The organism is Methylocystis sp., assembly GCF_051061285.1.
In the GTDB taxonomy this organism is placed as follows: domain Bacteria; phylum Pseudomonadota; class Alphaproteobacteria; order Rhizobiales; family Beijerinckiaceae; genus Methylocystis.
This window is the reverse complement of sequence record NZ_JBPFEA010000003.1, coordinates 1-12,580: the sequence shown is the minus strand read 5'-3', so window position 1 is coordinate 12,580 and position 12,580 is coordinate 1. Positions and strand designations below refer to the sequence as shown.

The 12,580-nt window shown below is 63.7% G+C and carries 24 protein-coding genes; all 24 read right to left on the bottom strand.

All coding sequences use genetic code 11. From position 1 onward, the window contains the following. Window positions 1-78: 78 nt before the first annotated feature. On the bottom strand, window positions 79-666 hold the full coding sequence (locus ACR65T_RS00505) for an adenylate kinase (RefSeq protein WP_434494647.1): 588 nt from the start codon (window positions 664-666) through the stop codon (window positions 79-81). Next, on the bottom strand, window positions 663-2,003 hold the full coding sequence (gene secY, locus ACR65T_RS00500; protein ID WP_434494646.1) for a preprotein translocase subunit SecY: 1,341 nt from the start codon (window positions 2,001-2,003) through the stop codon (window positions 663-665). Before secY ends, ACR65T_RS00505 begins: the two co-directional genes overlap by 4 nt. 151 nt (window positions 2,004-2,154) lie before the next feature. After that, window positions 2,155-2,631: a 50S ribosomal protein L15 gene (gene rplO, locus ACR65T_RS00495; RefSeq protein ID WP_434494645.1), complete on the bottom strand. Its 477-nt coding sequence runs from the start codon at window positions 2,629-2,631 to the stop codon at window positions 2,155-2,157. A 10-nt stretch (window positions 2,632-2,641) separates the two neighbouring features. Next, a complete protein-coding gene (gene rpmD / locus ACR65T_RS00490; protein ID WP_014890745.1) occupies window positions 2,642-2,851 on the bottom strand; it encodes a 50S ribosomal protein L30 in 210 nt (69 codons plus the stop codon). A gap of 11 nt (window positions 2,852-2,862) precedes the next feature. Next, window positions 2,863-3,435 (bottom strand): 30S ribosomal protein S5, encoded by a 573-nt coding sequence (gene rpsE / locus ACR65T_RS00485; RefSeq protein ID WP_014890746.1) that lies wholly within the window; start codon window positions 3,433-3,435, stop codon window positions 2,863-2,865. Window positions 3,436-3,573: 138 nt separating this feature from the next. Further along, window positions 3,574-3,936: a 50S ribosomal protein L18 gene (rplR, locus tag ACR65T_RS00480; protein ID WP_014890747.1), complete on the bottom strand. Its 363-nt coding sequence runs from the start codon at window positions 3,934-3,936 to the stop codon at window positions 3,574-3,576. A 9-nt stretch (window positions 3,937-3,945) separates the two neighbouring features. Continuing rightward, window positions 3,946-4,479, bottom strand: coding sequence for a 50S ribosomal protein L6 (gene rplF, locus ACR65T_RS00475; protein ID WP_434494644.1), 534 nt, complete (start codon window positions 4,477-4,479; stop codon window positions 3,946-3,948). 32 nt (window positions 4,480-4,511) lie between these two features. Further along, window positions 4,512-4,910, bottom strand: coding sequence for a 30S ribosomal protein S8 (gene rpsH, locus ACR65T_RS00470; RefSeq protein WP_014890749.1), 399 nt, complete (start codon window positions 4,908-4,910; stop codon window positions 4,512-4,514). Window positions 4,911-4,920: 10 nt separating this feature from the next. Beyond that, window positions 4,921-5,226 carry a 30S ribosomal protein S14 gene (gene rpsN / locus ACR65T_RS00465; RefSeq protein WP_014890750.1) on the bottom strand — a complete coding sequence of 102 codons (306 nt, stop codon included), beginning with the start codon at window positions 5,224-5,226 and terminating at the stop codon, window positions 4,921-4,923. A 47-nt stretch (window positions 5,227-5,273) separates the two neighbouring features. Beyond that, a complete protein-coding gene (gene rplE / locus ACR65T_RS00460) occupies window positions 5,274-5,996 on the bottom strand; it encodes a 50S ribosomal protein L5 (RefSeq protein WP_434494643.1) in 723 nt (240 codons plus the stop codon). After that, window positions 5,989-6,306, bottom strand: coding sequence for a 50S ribosomal protein L24 (rplX, locus tag ACR65T_RS00455; RefSeq protein WP_018406011.1), 318 nt, complete (start codon window positions 6,304-6,306; stop codon window positions 5,989-5,991). The genes rplE and rplX overlap by 8 nt, the downstream gene beginning before the upstream one ends. Then, complete coding sequence (gene rplN / locus ACR65T_RS00450; RefSeq protein ID WP_018266630.1) at window positions 6,306-6,674, bottom strand: 50S ribosomal protein L14; 369 nt, start codon at window positions 6,672-6,674, stop codon at window positions 6,306-6,308. The genes rplX and rplN overlap by 1 nt, the downstream gene beginning before the upstream one ends. A gap of 85 nt (window positions 6,675-6,759) precedes the next feature. Then, on the bottom strand, window positions 6,760-7,002 hold the full coding sequence (gene rpsQ, locus ACR65T_RS00445; protein WP_018406012.1) for a 30S ribosomal protein S17: 243 nt from the start codon (window positions 7,000-7,002) through the stop codon (window positions 6,760-6,762). A 6-nt stretch (window positions 7,003-7,008) separates the two neighbouring features. Beyond that, the gene (gene rpmC / locus ACR65T_RS00440) at window positions 7,009-7,221 is read right to left on the bottom strand and encodes a 50S ribosomal protein L29 (RefSeq protein ID WP_018406013.1); all 213 of its coding nucleotides are present in this window, start codon (window positions 7,219-7,221) and stop codon (window positions 7,009-7,011) included. Between the two features lie 10 nt (window positions 7,222-7,231). Next, window positions 7,232-7,645, bottom strand: a complete 414-nt coding sequence (rplP, locus tag ACR65T_RS00435) for a 50S ribosomal protein L16 (protein ID WP_434494642.1) — start codon at window positions 7,643-7,645, stop codon at window positions 7,232-7,234. A gap of 24 nt (window positions 7,646-7,669) precedes the next feature. Beyond that, window positions 7,670-8,419 (bottom strand): 30S ribosomal protein S3, encoded by a 750-nt coding sequence (rpsC, locus tag ACR65T_RS00430; RefSeq protein ID WP_014890757.1) that lies wholly within the window; start codon window positions 8,417-8,419, stop codon window positions 7,670-7,672. Between the two features lie 13 nt (window positions 8,420-8,432). Further along, window positions 8,433-8,819 (bottom strand): 50S ribosomal protein L22, encoded by a 387-nt coding sequence (rplV, locus tag ACR65T_RS00425; RefSeq protein ID WP_434494641.1) that lies wholly within the window; start codon window positions 8,817-8,819, stop codon window positions 8,433-8,435. 22 nt (window positions 8,820-8,841) lie between these two features. Next, on the bottom strand, window positions 8,842-9,120 hold the full coding sequence (gene rpsS, locus ACR65T_RS00420; protein WP_014890759.1) for a 30S ribosomal protein S19: 279 nt from the start codon (window positions 9,118-9,120) through the stop codon (window positions 8,842-8,844). A gap of 3 nt (window positions 9,121-9,123) precedes the next feature. Then, the gene (gene rplB, locus ACR65T_RS00415) at window positions 9,124-9,963 is read right to left on the bottom strand and encodes a 50S ribosomal protein L2 (protein WP_434494640.1); all 840 of its coding nucleotides are present in this window, start codon (window positions 9,961-9,963) and stop codon (window positions 9,124-9,126) included. A gap of 21 nt (window positions 9,964-9,984) precedes the next feature. Further along, entirely contained in the window at window positions 9,985-10,281 is a 297-nt protein-coding gene (locus ACR65T_RS00410) for a 50S ribosomal protein L23 (protein WP_014890761.1), read from the bottom strand. Then, complete coding sequence (gene rplD / locus ACR65T_RS00405; protein ID WP_175095542.1) at window positions 10,278-10,898, bottom strand: 50S ribosomal protein L4; 621 nt, start codon at window positions 10,896-10,898, stop codon at window positions 10,278-10,280. Before rplD ends, ACR65T_RS00410 begins: the two co-directional genes overlap by 4 nt. Window positions 10,899-10,901: 3 nt before the next feature. Continuing rightward, window positions 10,902-11,639, bottom strand: a complete 738-nt coding sequence (gene rplC, locus ACR65T_RS00400; RefSeq protein ID WP_434494639.1) for a 50S ribosomal protein L3 — start codon at window positions 11,637-11,639, stop codon at window positions 10,902-10,904. Window positions 11,640-11,696: 57 nt separating this feature from the next. Further along, window positions 11,697-12,005 carry a 30S ribosomal protein S10 gene (gene rpsJ / locus ACR65T_RS00395; RefSeq protein ID WP_014890764.1) on the bottom strand — a complete coding sequence of 103 codons (309 nt, stop codon included), beginning with the start codon at window positions 12,003-12,005 and terminating at the stop codon, window positions 11,697-11,699. Window positions 12,006-12,117: 112 nt separating this feature from the next. Next, window positions 12,118-12,580 (bottom strand): EF-Tu/IF-2/RF-3 family GTPase (locus ACR65T_RS00390; RefSeq protein ID WP_434494638.1); only part of this gene is annotated, 463 nt, incomplete at its 5' end.

Genomic DNA, 12,580 nt, shown 5'->3' with positions numbered 1-12,580 from the left:
GAGCCGCCTGTCCAACAACGTGAAGGCTGTCTATTTAGGGGCCAATGGCGAGATGGTCAAGCGATTCCGCGAAAAAACCTAGCCGGCGCCCGACAGGGCGCGATCAATCTCCGCGGTTACATCCTCGATCGGCGCCATGCCGTCGATCTTGGTCAGTTCGCTACGCTTGGCGTAGTGCGCCGACACCGGGGCCGTCTGGGCCCGATAGGCTTCGAGCCGCGTCTTGAAGCTTTCCGGATTGTCGTCTGCGCGCACCGCGCCGCCCGCGGCGCGGGTTTCGTCGACCCGCTTGCGCATCCGGTCGACAAGCGCGCCTTCGTTGACGGCGAGTTCGAGCACGGCGTCGAGCGACAAGCCCCTGCGCACGAGAAGCTCCTGCAGCGCCTCGGCCTGCGCCACAGTGCGCGGGAAGCCGTCGAGAATGAACCCGTTGGCGCAGTCAGCCGAGCCGAGCCGTTCGTCGATCAAGCCGATCACGACCTCGTCCGGCACCAGCGCGCCAGCGTCCATGATCTCCTTGGCCCTCAGTCCAATCGGCGTTTTCGCCGCGACCGCGGCGCGCAGCATGTCTCCCGTCGACAGCTGCGGCACGCCGTGCTTTTCGACCAGACGCGCCGCCTGCGTTCCCTTGCCGGCCCCCGGCGGACCGAGCAGCACCAGCCTCATCGGGCGCGTTTCCCGCCGCGAAGCTTGGTCTTGCGAATCAGCCCCTCATATTGCTGCGCCTGCATATGACCGTGGATTTGCGCCACAGTATCCATGGTGACGCTGACGACGATGAGCAGCGACGTGCCGCCGAAATAGAACGGCAGATTGGCGTAGGCGATGAGCCCTTCCGGAATGATGCAGATGACCGCCAGATAGGCCGCGCCGAGCACCGTGATCCGCATCAGCACTTCGTCGATGAATTTCGCCGTGCGTTCGCCTGGGCGAATGCCCGGCACGAAACCGCCATGCTTCTTGAGATTGTCCGCCGTCTCGACCGGATTGAAGACGATCGCGGTGTAGAAGAAGGCGAAGAACACGATCAATCCGACATAGGCGAGCATATACAGCGGCCGCCCGTGGCCGAAATAGGCTGAGATCGTCGCGAAGACGCTTTCGCTGCCGGTCGACTGGTAGAAATTCGCCACGGTCGTCGGCAAGAGCAGCAGCGACGATGCGAAGATCGGCGGGATGACGCCGGACGTGTTCAGCTTCAGCGGCAGGAACGACGTCTGTCCCTCATAGACCCGGTTGCCATGCTGGCGCTTGGGATAGGTGATCAGCAGGCGCCGCTGCGCCCGCTCCATGAACACGATGAAGGCGACGACGGCGAAGGACATGACGATGACGCCGATGATCAGCGCCGTCGAAATGGCGCCCTGCCGGCCCAGCTCCAAGGTCGACACAATCGCCGACGGAAACGCGGCGACGATGCCCGCGAAGATAATGAGCGAGGATCCGTTGCCGATGCCGCGAGAGGTGATCTGCTCGCCCAGCCACATCAGGAACATCGTGCCGCCGACCAGCGTCACGACCGTGGTGATGCGGAAAAACAGGCCCGGATCGGTGACGACGCCCTGCTGGCCCTCCAGCCCGATCGCCATCGCGTAGGCCTGGAACGTCGCGAGCGCGACGGTGAGGTAGCGGGTATATTGGTTGAGGACCTTGCGGCCCTGCTCGCCCTCTTTCTTCAGCGTCTCAAGCGTCGGAATCACCGACGTCAGCAGCTGGATGATGATCGACGCCGAAATATACGGCATGATGTTGAGCGCGAAGATCGCGCGGCGCTGCACGGCGCCGCCCGCGAACATGTTGAAGAGCTCCAGCATGCCCTTCGACTGGCCGAAAAAGCTTTTCGCGAAAGCCTCGGGGTCGATCCCCGGCAGCGGCACGTAAGTGCCGAGGCGATAGACGATCAGCGCGCCCAGCGTGAACAGGATGCGCTTTTTCAATTCCTCGGATTTGCCGAAGGCGGAGAGATTGACGTTGGCCGCGAGCTGCTCGGCTGCCGATGCCATGAAGGAACTCCCCTTTCGCGCCGCTGTCGACGCGACGCATTTTGTTGGGCTCAGCGCTCGGAGCGTAGCAGTCGAGGCTCGCCCGCTCCGTTCGGAGCGTTTGGTATAAAACAGCGCAGCCGCTCATGCGAGAGCGGCCGCACATTTTGCTTTATTGCGCCGGCGTCTCGCCAGCGAGAAGTTTCACGGAGCCGCCTGCGCCCTCGATGGCCGCGACCGCCGATTTGGAGGCCGCCGAGACCTCGAAGGCGAGCTTTGTCTTCAACTCGCCCTGGCCGAGGATCTTGACGCCGTCGCGCGGCCTGGTGACGACGCCGGCCGCAAGCAGCGTCTCGATCGTCACCGGCGCGTTGGCGTCGAGCTTGCCGGCGTCGAGCGCCTGTTGAATGCGCCCGAGATTGACTTCGTTGTAGTGCGTCGAGAACGGATTGTAGAATCCGCGCTTCGGCAGGCGCCGATGCAACGGCATCTGACCGCCCTCGAAGCCCTTGATCGCCACGCCGGTGCGCGCCTTCTGGCCCTTGACGCCGCGCCCGCCAGTCTTGCCCTTGCCGGAGCCGATGCCGCGGCCGACGCGCATGCGGTTCTTGCTCGCGCCGGGATTGTCGGTAATTTCATTGAGTTTCATGGCCGCGTCCTCACTTCCCGTCGACGGTTTTGGCGTCGACGATTTTCACGAGATGCGCCACCTTAGCGATCATCCCGCGCACGGCCGGCGTGTCTTCCAGCGCGCGGCGGCGGCCGATGCGCGTCAGGCCGAGGCCAAGAAGCGTACGGCGCTGCCGTTCGGGACGGCCGATCGGGCTGCCGATCTGTTCGACGACGATCTGCTGCGTGCTCTTCGTCATGGGTCGTCTCCTTACGCGTCGACGGCGTCGGCGTCGACGCCTTGACGGCGCGACTGCAGCACCGAAACTTTAAGCGAGCGGCGCGCCGCGACGGAGCGCGGCGAGTCTTCGCGGCCGAGCGCATCGAAGGTCGCGCGGATCATGTTGTAGGGATTGGACGACCCCTGGCTCTTCGCCACGACGTCATGCATGCCCAGCGTTTCGAAAATCGCGCGCATGGGACCGCCGGCGATGATTCCGGTGCCGGCCGGCGCCGCGCGCAGGATGACGCGGCCCGCGCCATGGCGGCCATGAACGTCATGATGCAGCGTGCGGCCTTCGCGCAGCGGCACGCGGATCAACGCGCGCTTGGCCGCTTCCGTCGCCTTGCGGATCGCCTCAGGCACTTCGCGCGCCTTGCCGTGTCCATAGCCAACGCGGCCCTTCTGGTCGCCGACGACGACGAGCGCGGCGAAGCCGAAACGCCGGCCGCCCTTCACCACCTTCGCGACGCGATTGATGTGGACCAGACGATCCACAAATTCGCCGTCGCGATCGTCACGATCCCGATCGCGGCCGCGACCGCCTTCTCCTTCACGCGCCATTGTCTCTTCCGTCACTTACGCGGCGTGATGCGCCGCTCGCTTCCTTCACTGCCGACCCATCGGATCGACGCCCGGCGCATCTGCGCCGGCACGCATTCCGCGCGAGAAGCGCACGCCCTCAACGGCGCGCGCCCCCAGTTAGAACTCCAGACCGCCCTCGCGGGCGCCGTCGGCCAGCGCCTTGACGCGTCCGTGATACATGTAAGCGCCACGGTCGAAAACGACCTCTTTGACGCCCTTGGCGACGGCGCGCTCCGCGAGGAGCTTGCCGACGACCTTCGCCGCCTCGACGTCCGCGCCGGTCTTCAGACCCTCGCGGTTCGCCTTCTCGAGCGAAGAGGCGGCGACGACCGTCGCGCCCTTCTCGTCATCGATGATCTGCGCGTAGATCTGCTTGGACGAGCGAAACACCGAAAGGCGCAACCGCCCCTTGGCGCGTTCACGGATCGCCCGGCGCACCCGCGCCTTTCGACGCTGTTCGACTTTGACATCCCTGGCCATGGCGGGTCCTTACTTCTTCTTGCCTTCCTTGCGGAAGATGAATTCATTGGCGTATTTGACGCCCTTGCCCTTGTAGGGCTCGGGCGGGCGCAGGGCGCGGATCTCGGCGGCGACTTGACCGACCTGGCGCCGGTCCATGCCGCTGATGCTGATTTCCGTCGGCTTCGGCGTCACGATCGCAATGCCGGCCGGAATCGGATAGCTCACGTCATGCGAATAGCCGAGCGCGAGCTGCAGCGTTTTTCCCTGCACCGCGGCGCGATAGCCGACGCCGGTGATCTCGAGCTTCTTCTCAAAGCCGGTGGTCACGCCGACGACGATATTGTTGATCTGGGCGCGCGTCGTTCCCCACAGCGCGCGGGCGCGCTTGGTTTCATTGCGCGGGTCGACCGAGATGGCGTTGTCCTGCTGGACGACGGAAACGTCGTCGGGCGCCAGGAACTCCAGCTGGCCCTTCGCGCCCTTCACCTGCACGAGCTGACCGTCCACCTTGGCGGTGACGCCGGCGGGAATGACGACAGGCTTCTTGCCGATACGAGACATGGTTGCAAATCCTGTTTGATGAGGCGCAAGGTCTAGAAGACCTTGCACAGCACCTCGCCACCGACATTATTCTCGCGCGCCGCGTGATCGGCCATGACGCCCTTCGGAGTCGACACGATGGTGACGCCGAGGCCATTCGCCACGCGCGGCACTGCGTCAACCGCCGCATAGACGCGGCGGCCCGGACGCGAAACGCGTTCGATCTGCTTGATGACCGGTTCGCCGTCGAAATATTTCAGTTCGATCTCGAACTCGGTCCGGCCATTGCCGAAGTCGGTGCTGCTATAGCCGCGGATATAGCCCTCTTCCTTCAGCACGTCGAGCACATGCGCGCGCAGCTTCGAGCCGGGTGAGGACACCTTATCCTTGCGGCGCATCTGCGCGTTGCGGATGCGGGTGAGGAGATCGCCCAATGGATCGTTGATCGCCATCTGCGTCTCCTTACCAGCTTGACTTCACGAGGCCGGGCACCAGGCCGCGGGACCCCAACTCGCGCAGCGCAATGCGCGACATTTTCAGCTTGCGATAAAAGCCGCGCGGACGGCCCGACACTTCGCAGCGGTTGCGCACGCGAACCGGCGCCGAATTGCGCGGGAGCTCAGCAAGCTTGAGACGCGCCTCGAACTGCTCTTCGACGCTCAGCGTCTTATCATTCGCAACCGCCTTCAGCCGCGCGCGCCGCCCGGCGTAAGACTTCACGAGCCTTCGCTTCCGCTTGTTGTTCTCAATCGCGCTTTTCTTCGCCATTACCAGTTTCGCCTTTCAGTATCCGCGTTTGAGGAGCTGTTACGCCCTCACTGCCGGAACGGGAAATTGAACGCCTTCAGCAAGGCGCGCGCCTCTTCGTCGGTCTTGGCCGTCGTACAAACGATCACGTCCATGCCCAGGATCGACTCGGCCTTGTCGTAGTCGATTTCGGGGAACACGATGTGCTCCTTGATGCCGAGCGCATAATTCCCGCGCCCGTCGAACGACTTCGGATTCAATCCGCGGAAGTCGCGCACGCGCGGCAGCGCCACGGTGATGAGACGATCCAGAAACTCATACATCCGCGTCTTGCGCAGCGTCACCTTCGCGCCAATCGGCATGTTCTCGCGCAGCTTGAAGGTCGAGATCGCCTTGCGCGCGCGGGTGACGACCGGCCGCTGGCCGGCGATAAGGCTAAGGTCGGCCGCCGCCGACGTCGCCTTCTTGCTGTCGTTGACGGATTCGCCGACGCCCATGTTGAGCACGATCTTCTCGATCGTCGGCACTTCCAGCGCGTTCTTATAGCCGAACTGCTTCTGCAGCGTCTCGCGCACGACCTCTTCGTAATGCTTCCGCATGCGCGGCACATAGGCGCCGTCCACGCCGACCGCAGCCGCGTCGTCGCCGGCCTTCGCCGGCTTTTCCTTGGCCGCAGGCTTTTCAGCCGATTTGGCGGCGGCCTTCTTCGGCTCCTTCGCCTCCGCGCCCTCGGCGGCGGGCTTTTGAGCCTTGGCGGGCTTTTCGGCCTTGGGCTTCTTTTCCTCAGCCATCGATCAATTCTCCGGAACGCTTGGCGACGCGGACCTTGCGGCCGTCGTCGAGAATCTTGAATCCAACCCGCGTCGCCTTGCCGTCCTTGGGATCGGCGACCGCCAGATTCGACAAATTGATCGGCGCGGCCTTGTTGATGATGCCGGCTTCGCGATCCTTGGTCTGACGCTGATGGCGCTTGACGATATTGACGCCGTCGACGACGGCGCGGCCCTCGTCGGGAATCACGCGCAGCACTTCGCCGCTGCGGCCCTTGTCGCGGCCGGCGAGAACGACGACTTTGTCGCCCTTCTTGATCTTGGCGGCCATTACAAAACCTCCGGGGCGAGCGAGATGATCTTCATGTGGTTCTTGGCGCGCAGCTCGCGCGGCACCGGCCCGAATATGCGGGTGCCGATCGGCTCTTTCTGATTGTTGATCAGCACCGCGGCGTTCGAATCGAAACGGATCACGGAGCCGTCGGCACGCTTGATGTCCTTCGCGGTGCGAACGACGACGGCCTTCAGCACATCGCCCTTCTTCACGCGGCCGCGCGGAATCGCCTCCTTGATCGACACGACAATAATGTCGCCGACGCCGGCGTATTTGCGCTTGGAGCCGCCCAGCACCTTGATGCACATCACGCGGCGCGCGCCGGAGTTGTCGGCGACGTCGAGATTGGTTTGCATCTGAATCATGGCTTACCCGCCTTTCGTTCCGGTCTGGTTTCGGCAAGCCCCACTTTGGACTCGCCGACTTCGTCCGGACAGTTCGTTCTAACGACTACGCCTCGGCCGTCACTTCGACGACCCGCCAGCGCTTCAATTTCGAGATCGGCGCGGTCTCTTCGATCGTCACCGAATCACCCACCTTGAACGCGCCGTTTTCGTCATGGGCGTGATAGTTCTTCGTGCGGCGCACCGTCTTCTGGAACAGCGGGTGGGTGAAACGGCGTTCGACCTTCACCACCACGGTCTTGTTCTGCTTGTCGCTGACGACGACGCCCTGGAGAATTCGCTTCGGCATGGCGCTTTAACCCTGCTTTTCGGCGCGCTTATGCGCGGCGATGGTTTTCGTGCGGGCAATGTCGCGACGAACGACGCGCACGCGTGAGGTGTTCTCGAGCTGGCCGGTCGCCCGCTGGAAGCGCAGATTGAACTGCTCTTTCTTGAGCTTCAGCACTTCGTCATTGAGCTGATCTTCGGTCATCGCCTTGATGTCGGAGAGGCGCTGTTTGGATTTCATCACGTTCCCCTTATTCGGCGATGCGTTCGATGAAGCGCGTCTTGATCGGCAGCTTCGCGGCGGCGAGCGTCAAGGCCTCGCGCGCGAGAGGCGCCGGCACGCCGTCGATCTCGAACATGATGCGTCCGGGCGCAACGCGCACGGCCCAGAATTCCGGCGCGCCCTTGCCCTTGCCCATACGCACTTCGGTCGGCTTCTTGGAGACCGGCACGTCTGGAAAGATACGGATCCAGACGCGGCCGGCGCGCTTCATATGGCGCGTCATGGCGCGGCGCGCGGCCTCGATCTGGCGCGCGGTGATGCGCTCCGGCTCCAGCGCCTTAAGGCCGAACTGACCGAAGTTCAGCGAAAAGCCCGCCTTGGAGGCGCCACGGATGCGGCCCTTGAAGGCCTTGCGGAACTTGGTGCGTTTGGGTTGCAGCATGATTGCGCTCTTTAATCTTGTTCGTTACGCCGCGTCGCGCGGTTCGCGGTGCTCGCGACGGCGGCGTTCGCCGCCGCGGTCGCGATCGCCATGATCGCCGCCGGACGCCTGTTCGGCCGCCTTCTTGTCCTGCGCCATCGGATCGTGCTCAAGGATTTCGCCCTTGAAGATCCAGACCTTGATGCCGCAAGCGCCATAGGCGGTATGCGCGGTGGCGGTGCCGTAATCGACGTCGGCGCGCAGCGTGTGCAGCGGCACGCGTCCTTCGCGATACCATTCGAGACGGGCGATCTCGGCGCCGCCGAGACGGCCCGAGCAATTGATGCGAATGCCCTGCGCGCCCAACCGAATGGCCGATTGCACGGCGCGCTTCATCGCGCGGCGGAAGGCGACGCGGCGCTCCAGCTGCTGCGCGATCGACTCGGCGACGAGCGCCGCCTCGGTTTCAGGCTTGCGCACTTCGACGATATTGATGACGACTTCGCTGCCGGTGAGCTTGCCCACGAGCTTGCGGATCTTGTCGATGTCCGCGCCCTTCTTGCCGATGACGACGCCGGGACGCGCCGAATAGATCGTCACGCGGCACTTCTTGTGCGGGCGCTCGATGACGATCTTCGACACCGCCGCCTGCTTCAAGGTTTTCGACACGGTTTCGCGGATCGCCATGTCCTCATGCAGGAGCTTGGCGTATTCGCCCTTACTGGCGAACCAGCGCGAGTCCCAGGTGCGGTTGACGCCCAGTCGCAGCCCGATCGGATTAACCTTCTGACCCATGGTTTTAAATCCTTTAGGCGTTGGCTTGCGCTTGGACTTCGCGCACGATGATCGTCAGATTGGCGAAAGGCTTCTCGACGCGGCTTGCCCGGCCGCGGGCGCGGGCGTGGAAACGCTTCATCACCAGCGCCTTGCCGACAAAGGCCTGGGCGACGACGAGATCGTCGACGTCGAGACCGTGATTGTTCTCGGCGTTGGCGATGGCGCTTTCAAGCGCCTTCTTCACCTCATGCGCGATCCGCTTTCTGGAGAACTCCAGATCGGAGAGCGCGCGTTCCACCTTCTTGCCACGGATCAACTGCGCGAGCAGATTGAGTTTCTGCGGCGAGACGCGCAGCATGCGCGCGACGGCCTTCGCTTCATTTTCCGCAAGCCGGGGCGGATTGGCTTCCTTCGACATCGTGAGCCTCTCTTAGCCTCTCTTAGCCCCTCTTGGCCTTCTTGTCGGCCGCATGGCCGTGGAAGGTGCGGGTCGGAGCGAATTCGCCGAATTTGTGCCCGATCATGTCTTCCGACACGGACACGGGAATATGTTTCTGGCCGTTATGGACGCCGAAGGTCAGTCCCACGAATTGCGGGATGATCGTCGAGCGGCGGCTCCAGATCTTGATCACCTCGGAACGGCCTGAACCGCGCGAGGTCTCGGCCTTCTTAAGAAGATAGCCGTCGACGAACGGGCCCTTCCAAATCGAGCGCGCCATGGGTTAGCCCTTCTTCTTGCGATTGTGTCGCGAGGACACAATGAAACGGTCGGTGGATTTATTGGTGCGGGTCTTCTTGCCCTTGGTCGGCTTGCCCCAGGGCGTGACCGGGTGACGACCGCCAGAGGTGCGGCCTTCGCCGCCGCCATGCGGATGGTCGATCGGATTCATCGTGACGCCGCGATTGTGCGGGCGGCGGCCGAGCCAGCGCGAACGACCGGCCTTGCCGATCGAGGTGTTCATATGATCGGGATTGGACACGGCGCCGAGCGTCGCGAAGCACTGGCCGTGCACGAGGCGCTGCTCGCCAGAATTCAGTCTGATGATCACATAGCCTTGATCGCGGCCGACGATCTGCGCATAGGTGCCGGCCGACCTCGCGATGGCGCCGCCTTTGCCGATCTTCATCTCGACATTGTGCACGATGGCGCCGACAGGGATGTTGGCGATCGGCATGGCGTTGCCGGGCTTCACGTCGACCTGATTGCCGGCGATCACTTCGTCGCCGACGGAGAGCCGCTGCGGCGCGAGAATATAGGCAAGCTCATTGTCCGCGTAGCGAATGAGCGCGATGAACGCCGTGCGGTTCGGATCATATTCGAGCCGCTCGACCTTGCCCGCAACATCGAGCTTGCGCCGCTTGAAATCGACGACGCGATAGGCCTGCTTATGGCCGCCGCCGCGAAAACGCACGGTGATCCGGCCGGCGTTGTTGCGCCCGCCCTTTGAACTCTTGCCCTCGGTCAGAGTCTTGACCGGCTTGCCCTTGTAGAGCTCTCTGCGGTCGACAATGACGAGCTGGCGAAGGCTCGGCGTGACCGGCTTGAATGTCTTCAGCGCCATCGTTCTATCCTCACGCCTTCCTTACAGTCCGGTCGTCACGTCGATCTTGTGGCCCTCGGCGAGAGTCACGACCGCTTTCTTGACGTCGCTCTGCTGGCCGCGCTGACCGCGGAAGGTCTTGACCTTGCCCTTGCGCACCAGCGTATTGACCGCTTCGACTTTGACGTCGAAGAGACCTTCGACCGCCGCCTTGATCTGCGGCTTCGTCGCGGTCTTGGCGACCTTGAAGACCACCTTGTTGCTCTCCGAGGCGAGCGTCGCCTTCTCGGTGATGACCGGGGCGACGATCACGTCGTAATGGCGAACGTCCTTGCTCATTTCAGTCGCGCCTCCAGCGCGTCCACGGCGGCGCGGGTCAACACCAGCTTCTCGCGGCGGAGGATGTCGTAAACATTGACGCCTTCGACGGGCAGAATGTCGATCTTCGGGATATTGCGTGCGGCGAGCACGAAATTGTTCTGCGGCGCGCCGCCGACAATGATGATCGCGTTCTCGAGGCCGGTCTTGGCGAAACTCGATGCGAGCAGCTTCGTCTTGGGCTCGGCGAGCTCCGCCGTCTCCCAGACGATGATGCCGCCGTCCTTGGCTTTCGCGGACAGAGCATGTTTCAGCGCGAGCTGGCGCACCTTCTTGGTCAGGTCATGCGCATGGCTGCGCACCACCGGGCCGAAGGCGCGTCCGCCGCCGCGGAACTGCGGCGCGCGCGCCGAGCCGTGACGGGCGCCGCCGGTGCCCTTCTGCTTGTGCAGCTTCTTGCCCGAGCGCGCGATCTCGGCGCGGTTCTTCACCGCATGGGTGCCGGCGCGCCGCTTGGCGAGCTGCCAGCGGATCATGCGGAAGATCAGGTCCTTGCGCGGCTCAAGGCCGAAGACCTCATCGGAGAGTTCGATCGAACCGGCCGCCTGGCCGTCGAACGACGTGACGTCGATCTTCACGGCTCAGTCCTCCTTCTTCTCTTCTTGCGGAGCGGCGTCCAAATTCGCGGCTTCACCCTGTCCGTTGCCGAGGCGGAATTTGCCCGGCTGCGGCGCATCCTTCGGCAGCGCGCGTTTCACCGCGTCGCGCACGAAAATCCAACCGCCGGCCGTGCCCGGCACCGCGCCCTCGACCAGCAGCAGTCCCCGCGCCGGGTCGGTCTGCACCACCCGCAGATTTTGCGTGGTGACGCGCTCGACGCCCATATGGCCGGCCATTTTCTTGTTCTTGAAGGTTTTGCCCGGGTCCTGACGGCCGCCGGTCGAACCATGCGAACGATGCGAAACGGAGACGCCGTGGGTCGCGCGCAGACCGCCGAAGCCCCAGCGCTTCATCGGGCCGGCGAAGCCTTTGCCGGTGGAGGTTCCGGTCACGTCGACGAACTGGCCGACGACGAAATGATCCGCCGTGATCTCGGCGCCGATCGGCAGCAACTCTTCCTCTTTCACCCGAAACTCGGCGAGCTTCATCTTCGGCTCCACCGAGGCCGCGGCGAACCGCGTGCGTTCAGCCTTCGAGACATTCTTGACCTTGGCGCGGCCGATGCCGAGTTGAACGGCGGTGTAGCCGTTCTTCTCTTGAGTCCGCTGCGCGACGACCTGGCAGCCGTCGAGCTTCAGGACCGTGACCGGCACATGCTCGCCCGCCTCCGTGAAGATGCGGGTCATTCCGACCTTTTGCGCGATGACGCCCGACCGCATGATCCAATCCTTCGCAAAGCGCGCTCGCATCCTTAGCGAGCGCCGCTTGAATTCCGTTTAGAGCTTGATCTCGACATCCACGCCGGCGGCGAGATCGAGCTTCATGAGCGCGTCCACCGTTTGCGGGGTGGGATCGACAATGTCGAGAACGCGTTTGTGCGTTCTGATCTCGAACTGTTCGCGCGACTTCTTGTCGATGTGCGGCGAACGGTTCACCGTGAATTTTTCGATGCGCGTCGGAAGCGGAATCGGACCGCGGACCTGAGCGCCCGTGCGCTTGGCCGTCGAGACGATCTCCTTCGTCGACGTGTCGAGAATCCGGTGATCGAACGCCTTGAGGCGAATCCGGATATTTTGACCGTTCATTGTTCCGTCCTTTAGGACCGCGAGCGGTTCTGCTCGCCTTCATGCGCCGCGCGCTTTTGCGCGCGGCTTCTTTCACAAGAGCGAGCGCTTGGCCCGCGGCCCGGGATTCGCTTTACTCGATGATGCTGGCGACGACGCCGGCGCCGACGGTCCTGCCGCCTTCGCGGATGGCGAAGCGCAGCTTCTCCTCCATGGCGATCGGCACGATCAGCGCGACTTCCATCGTCACATTGTCGCCCGGCATCACCATCTCCACGCCCTCAGGCAATGTGACGATGCCGGTCACGTCCGTCGTGCGGAAATAGAACTGCGGGCGATAGTTGGTGAAGAACGGCGTATGACGGCCGCCCTCTTCCTTGGTGAGGATATACGCCTCAGCCTTGAACTTGGTGTGCGGCTTCACCGAGCCCGGCTTGCACAGCACCTGGCCGCGCTCGACGTCCTCGCGCTTCGTGCCGCGCAGCAGGCAGCCGACATTGTCGCCCGCCTCGCCCTGGTCGAGCAGCTTGCGGAACATCTCGACGCCCGTCACCGTCGACTTCGTCGTCGGACGGATGCCGACGATCTCGACTTCC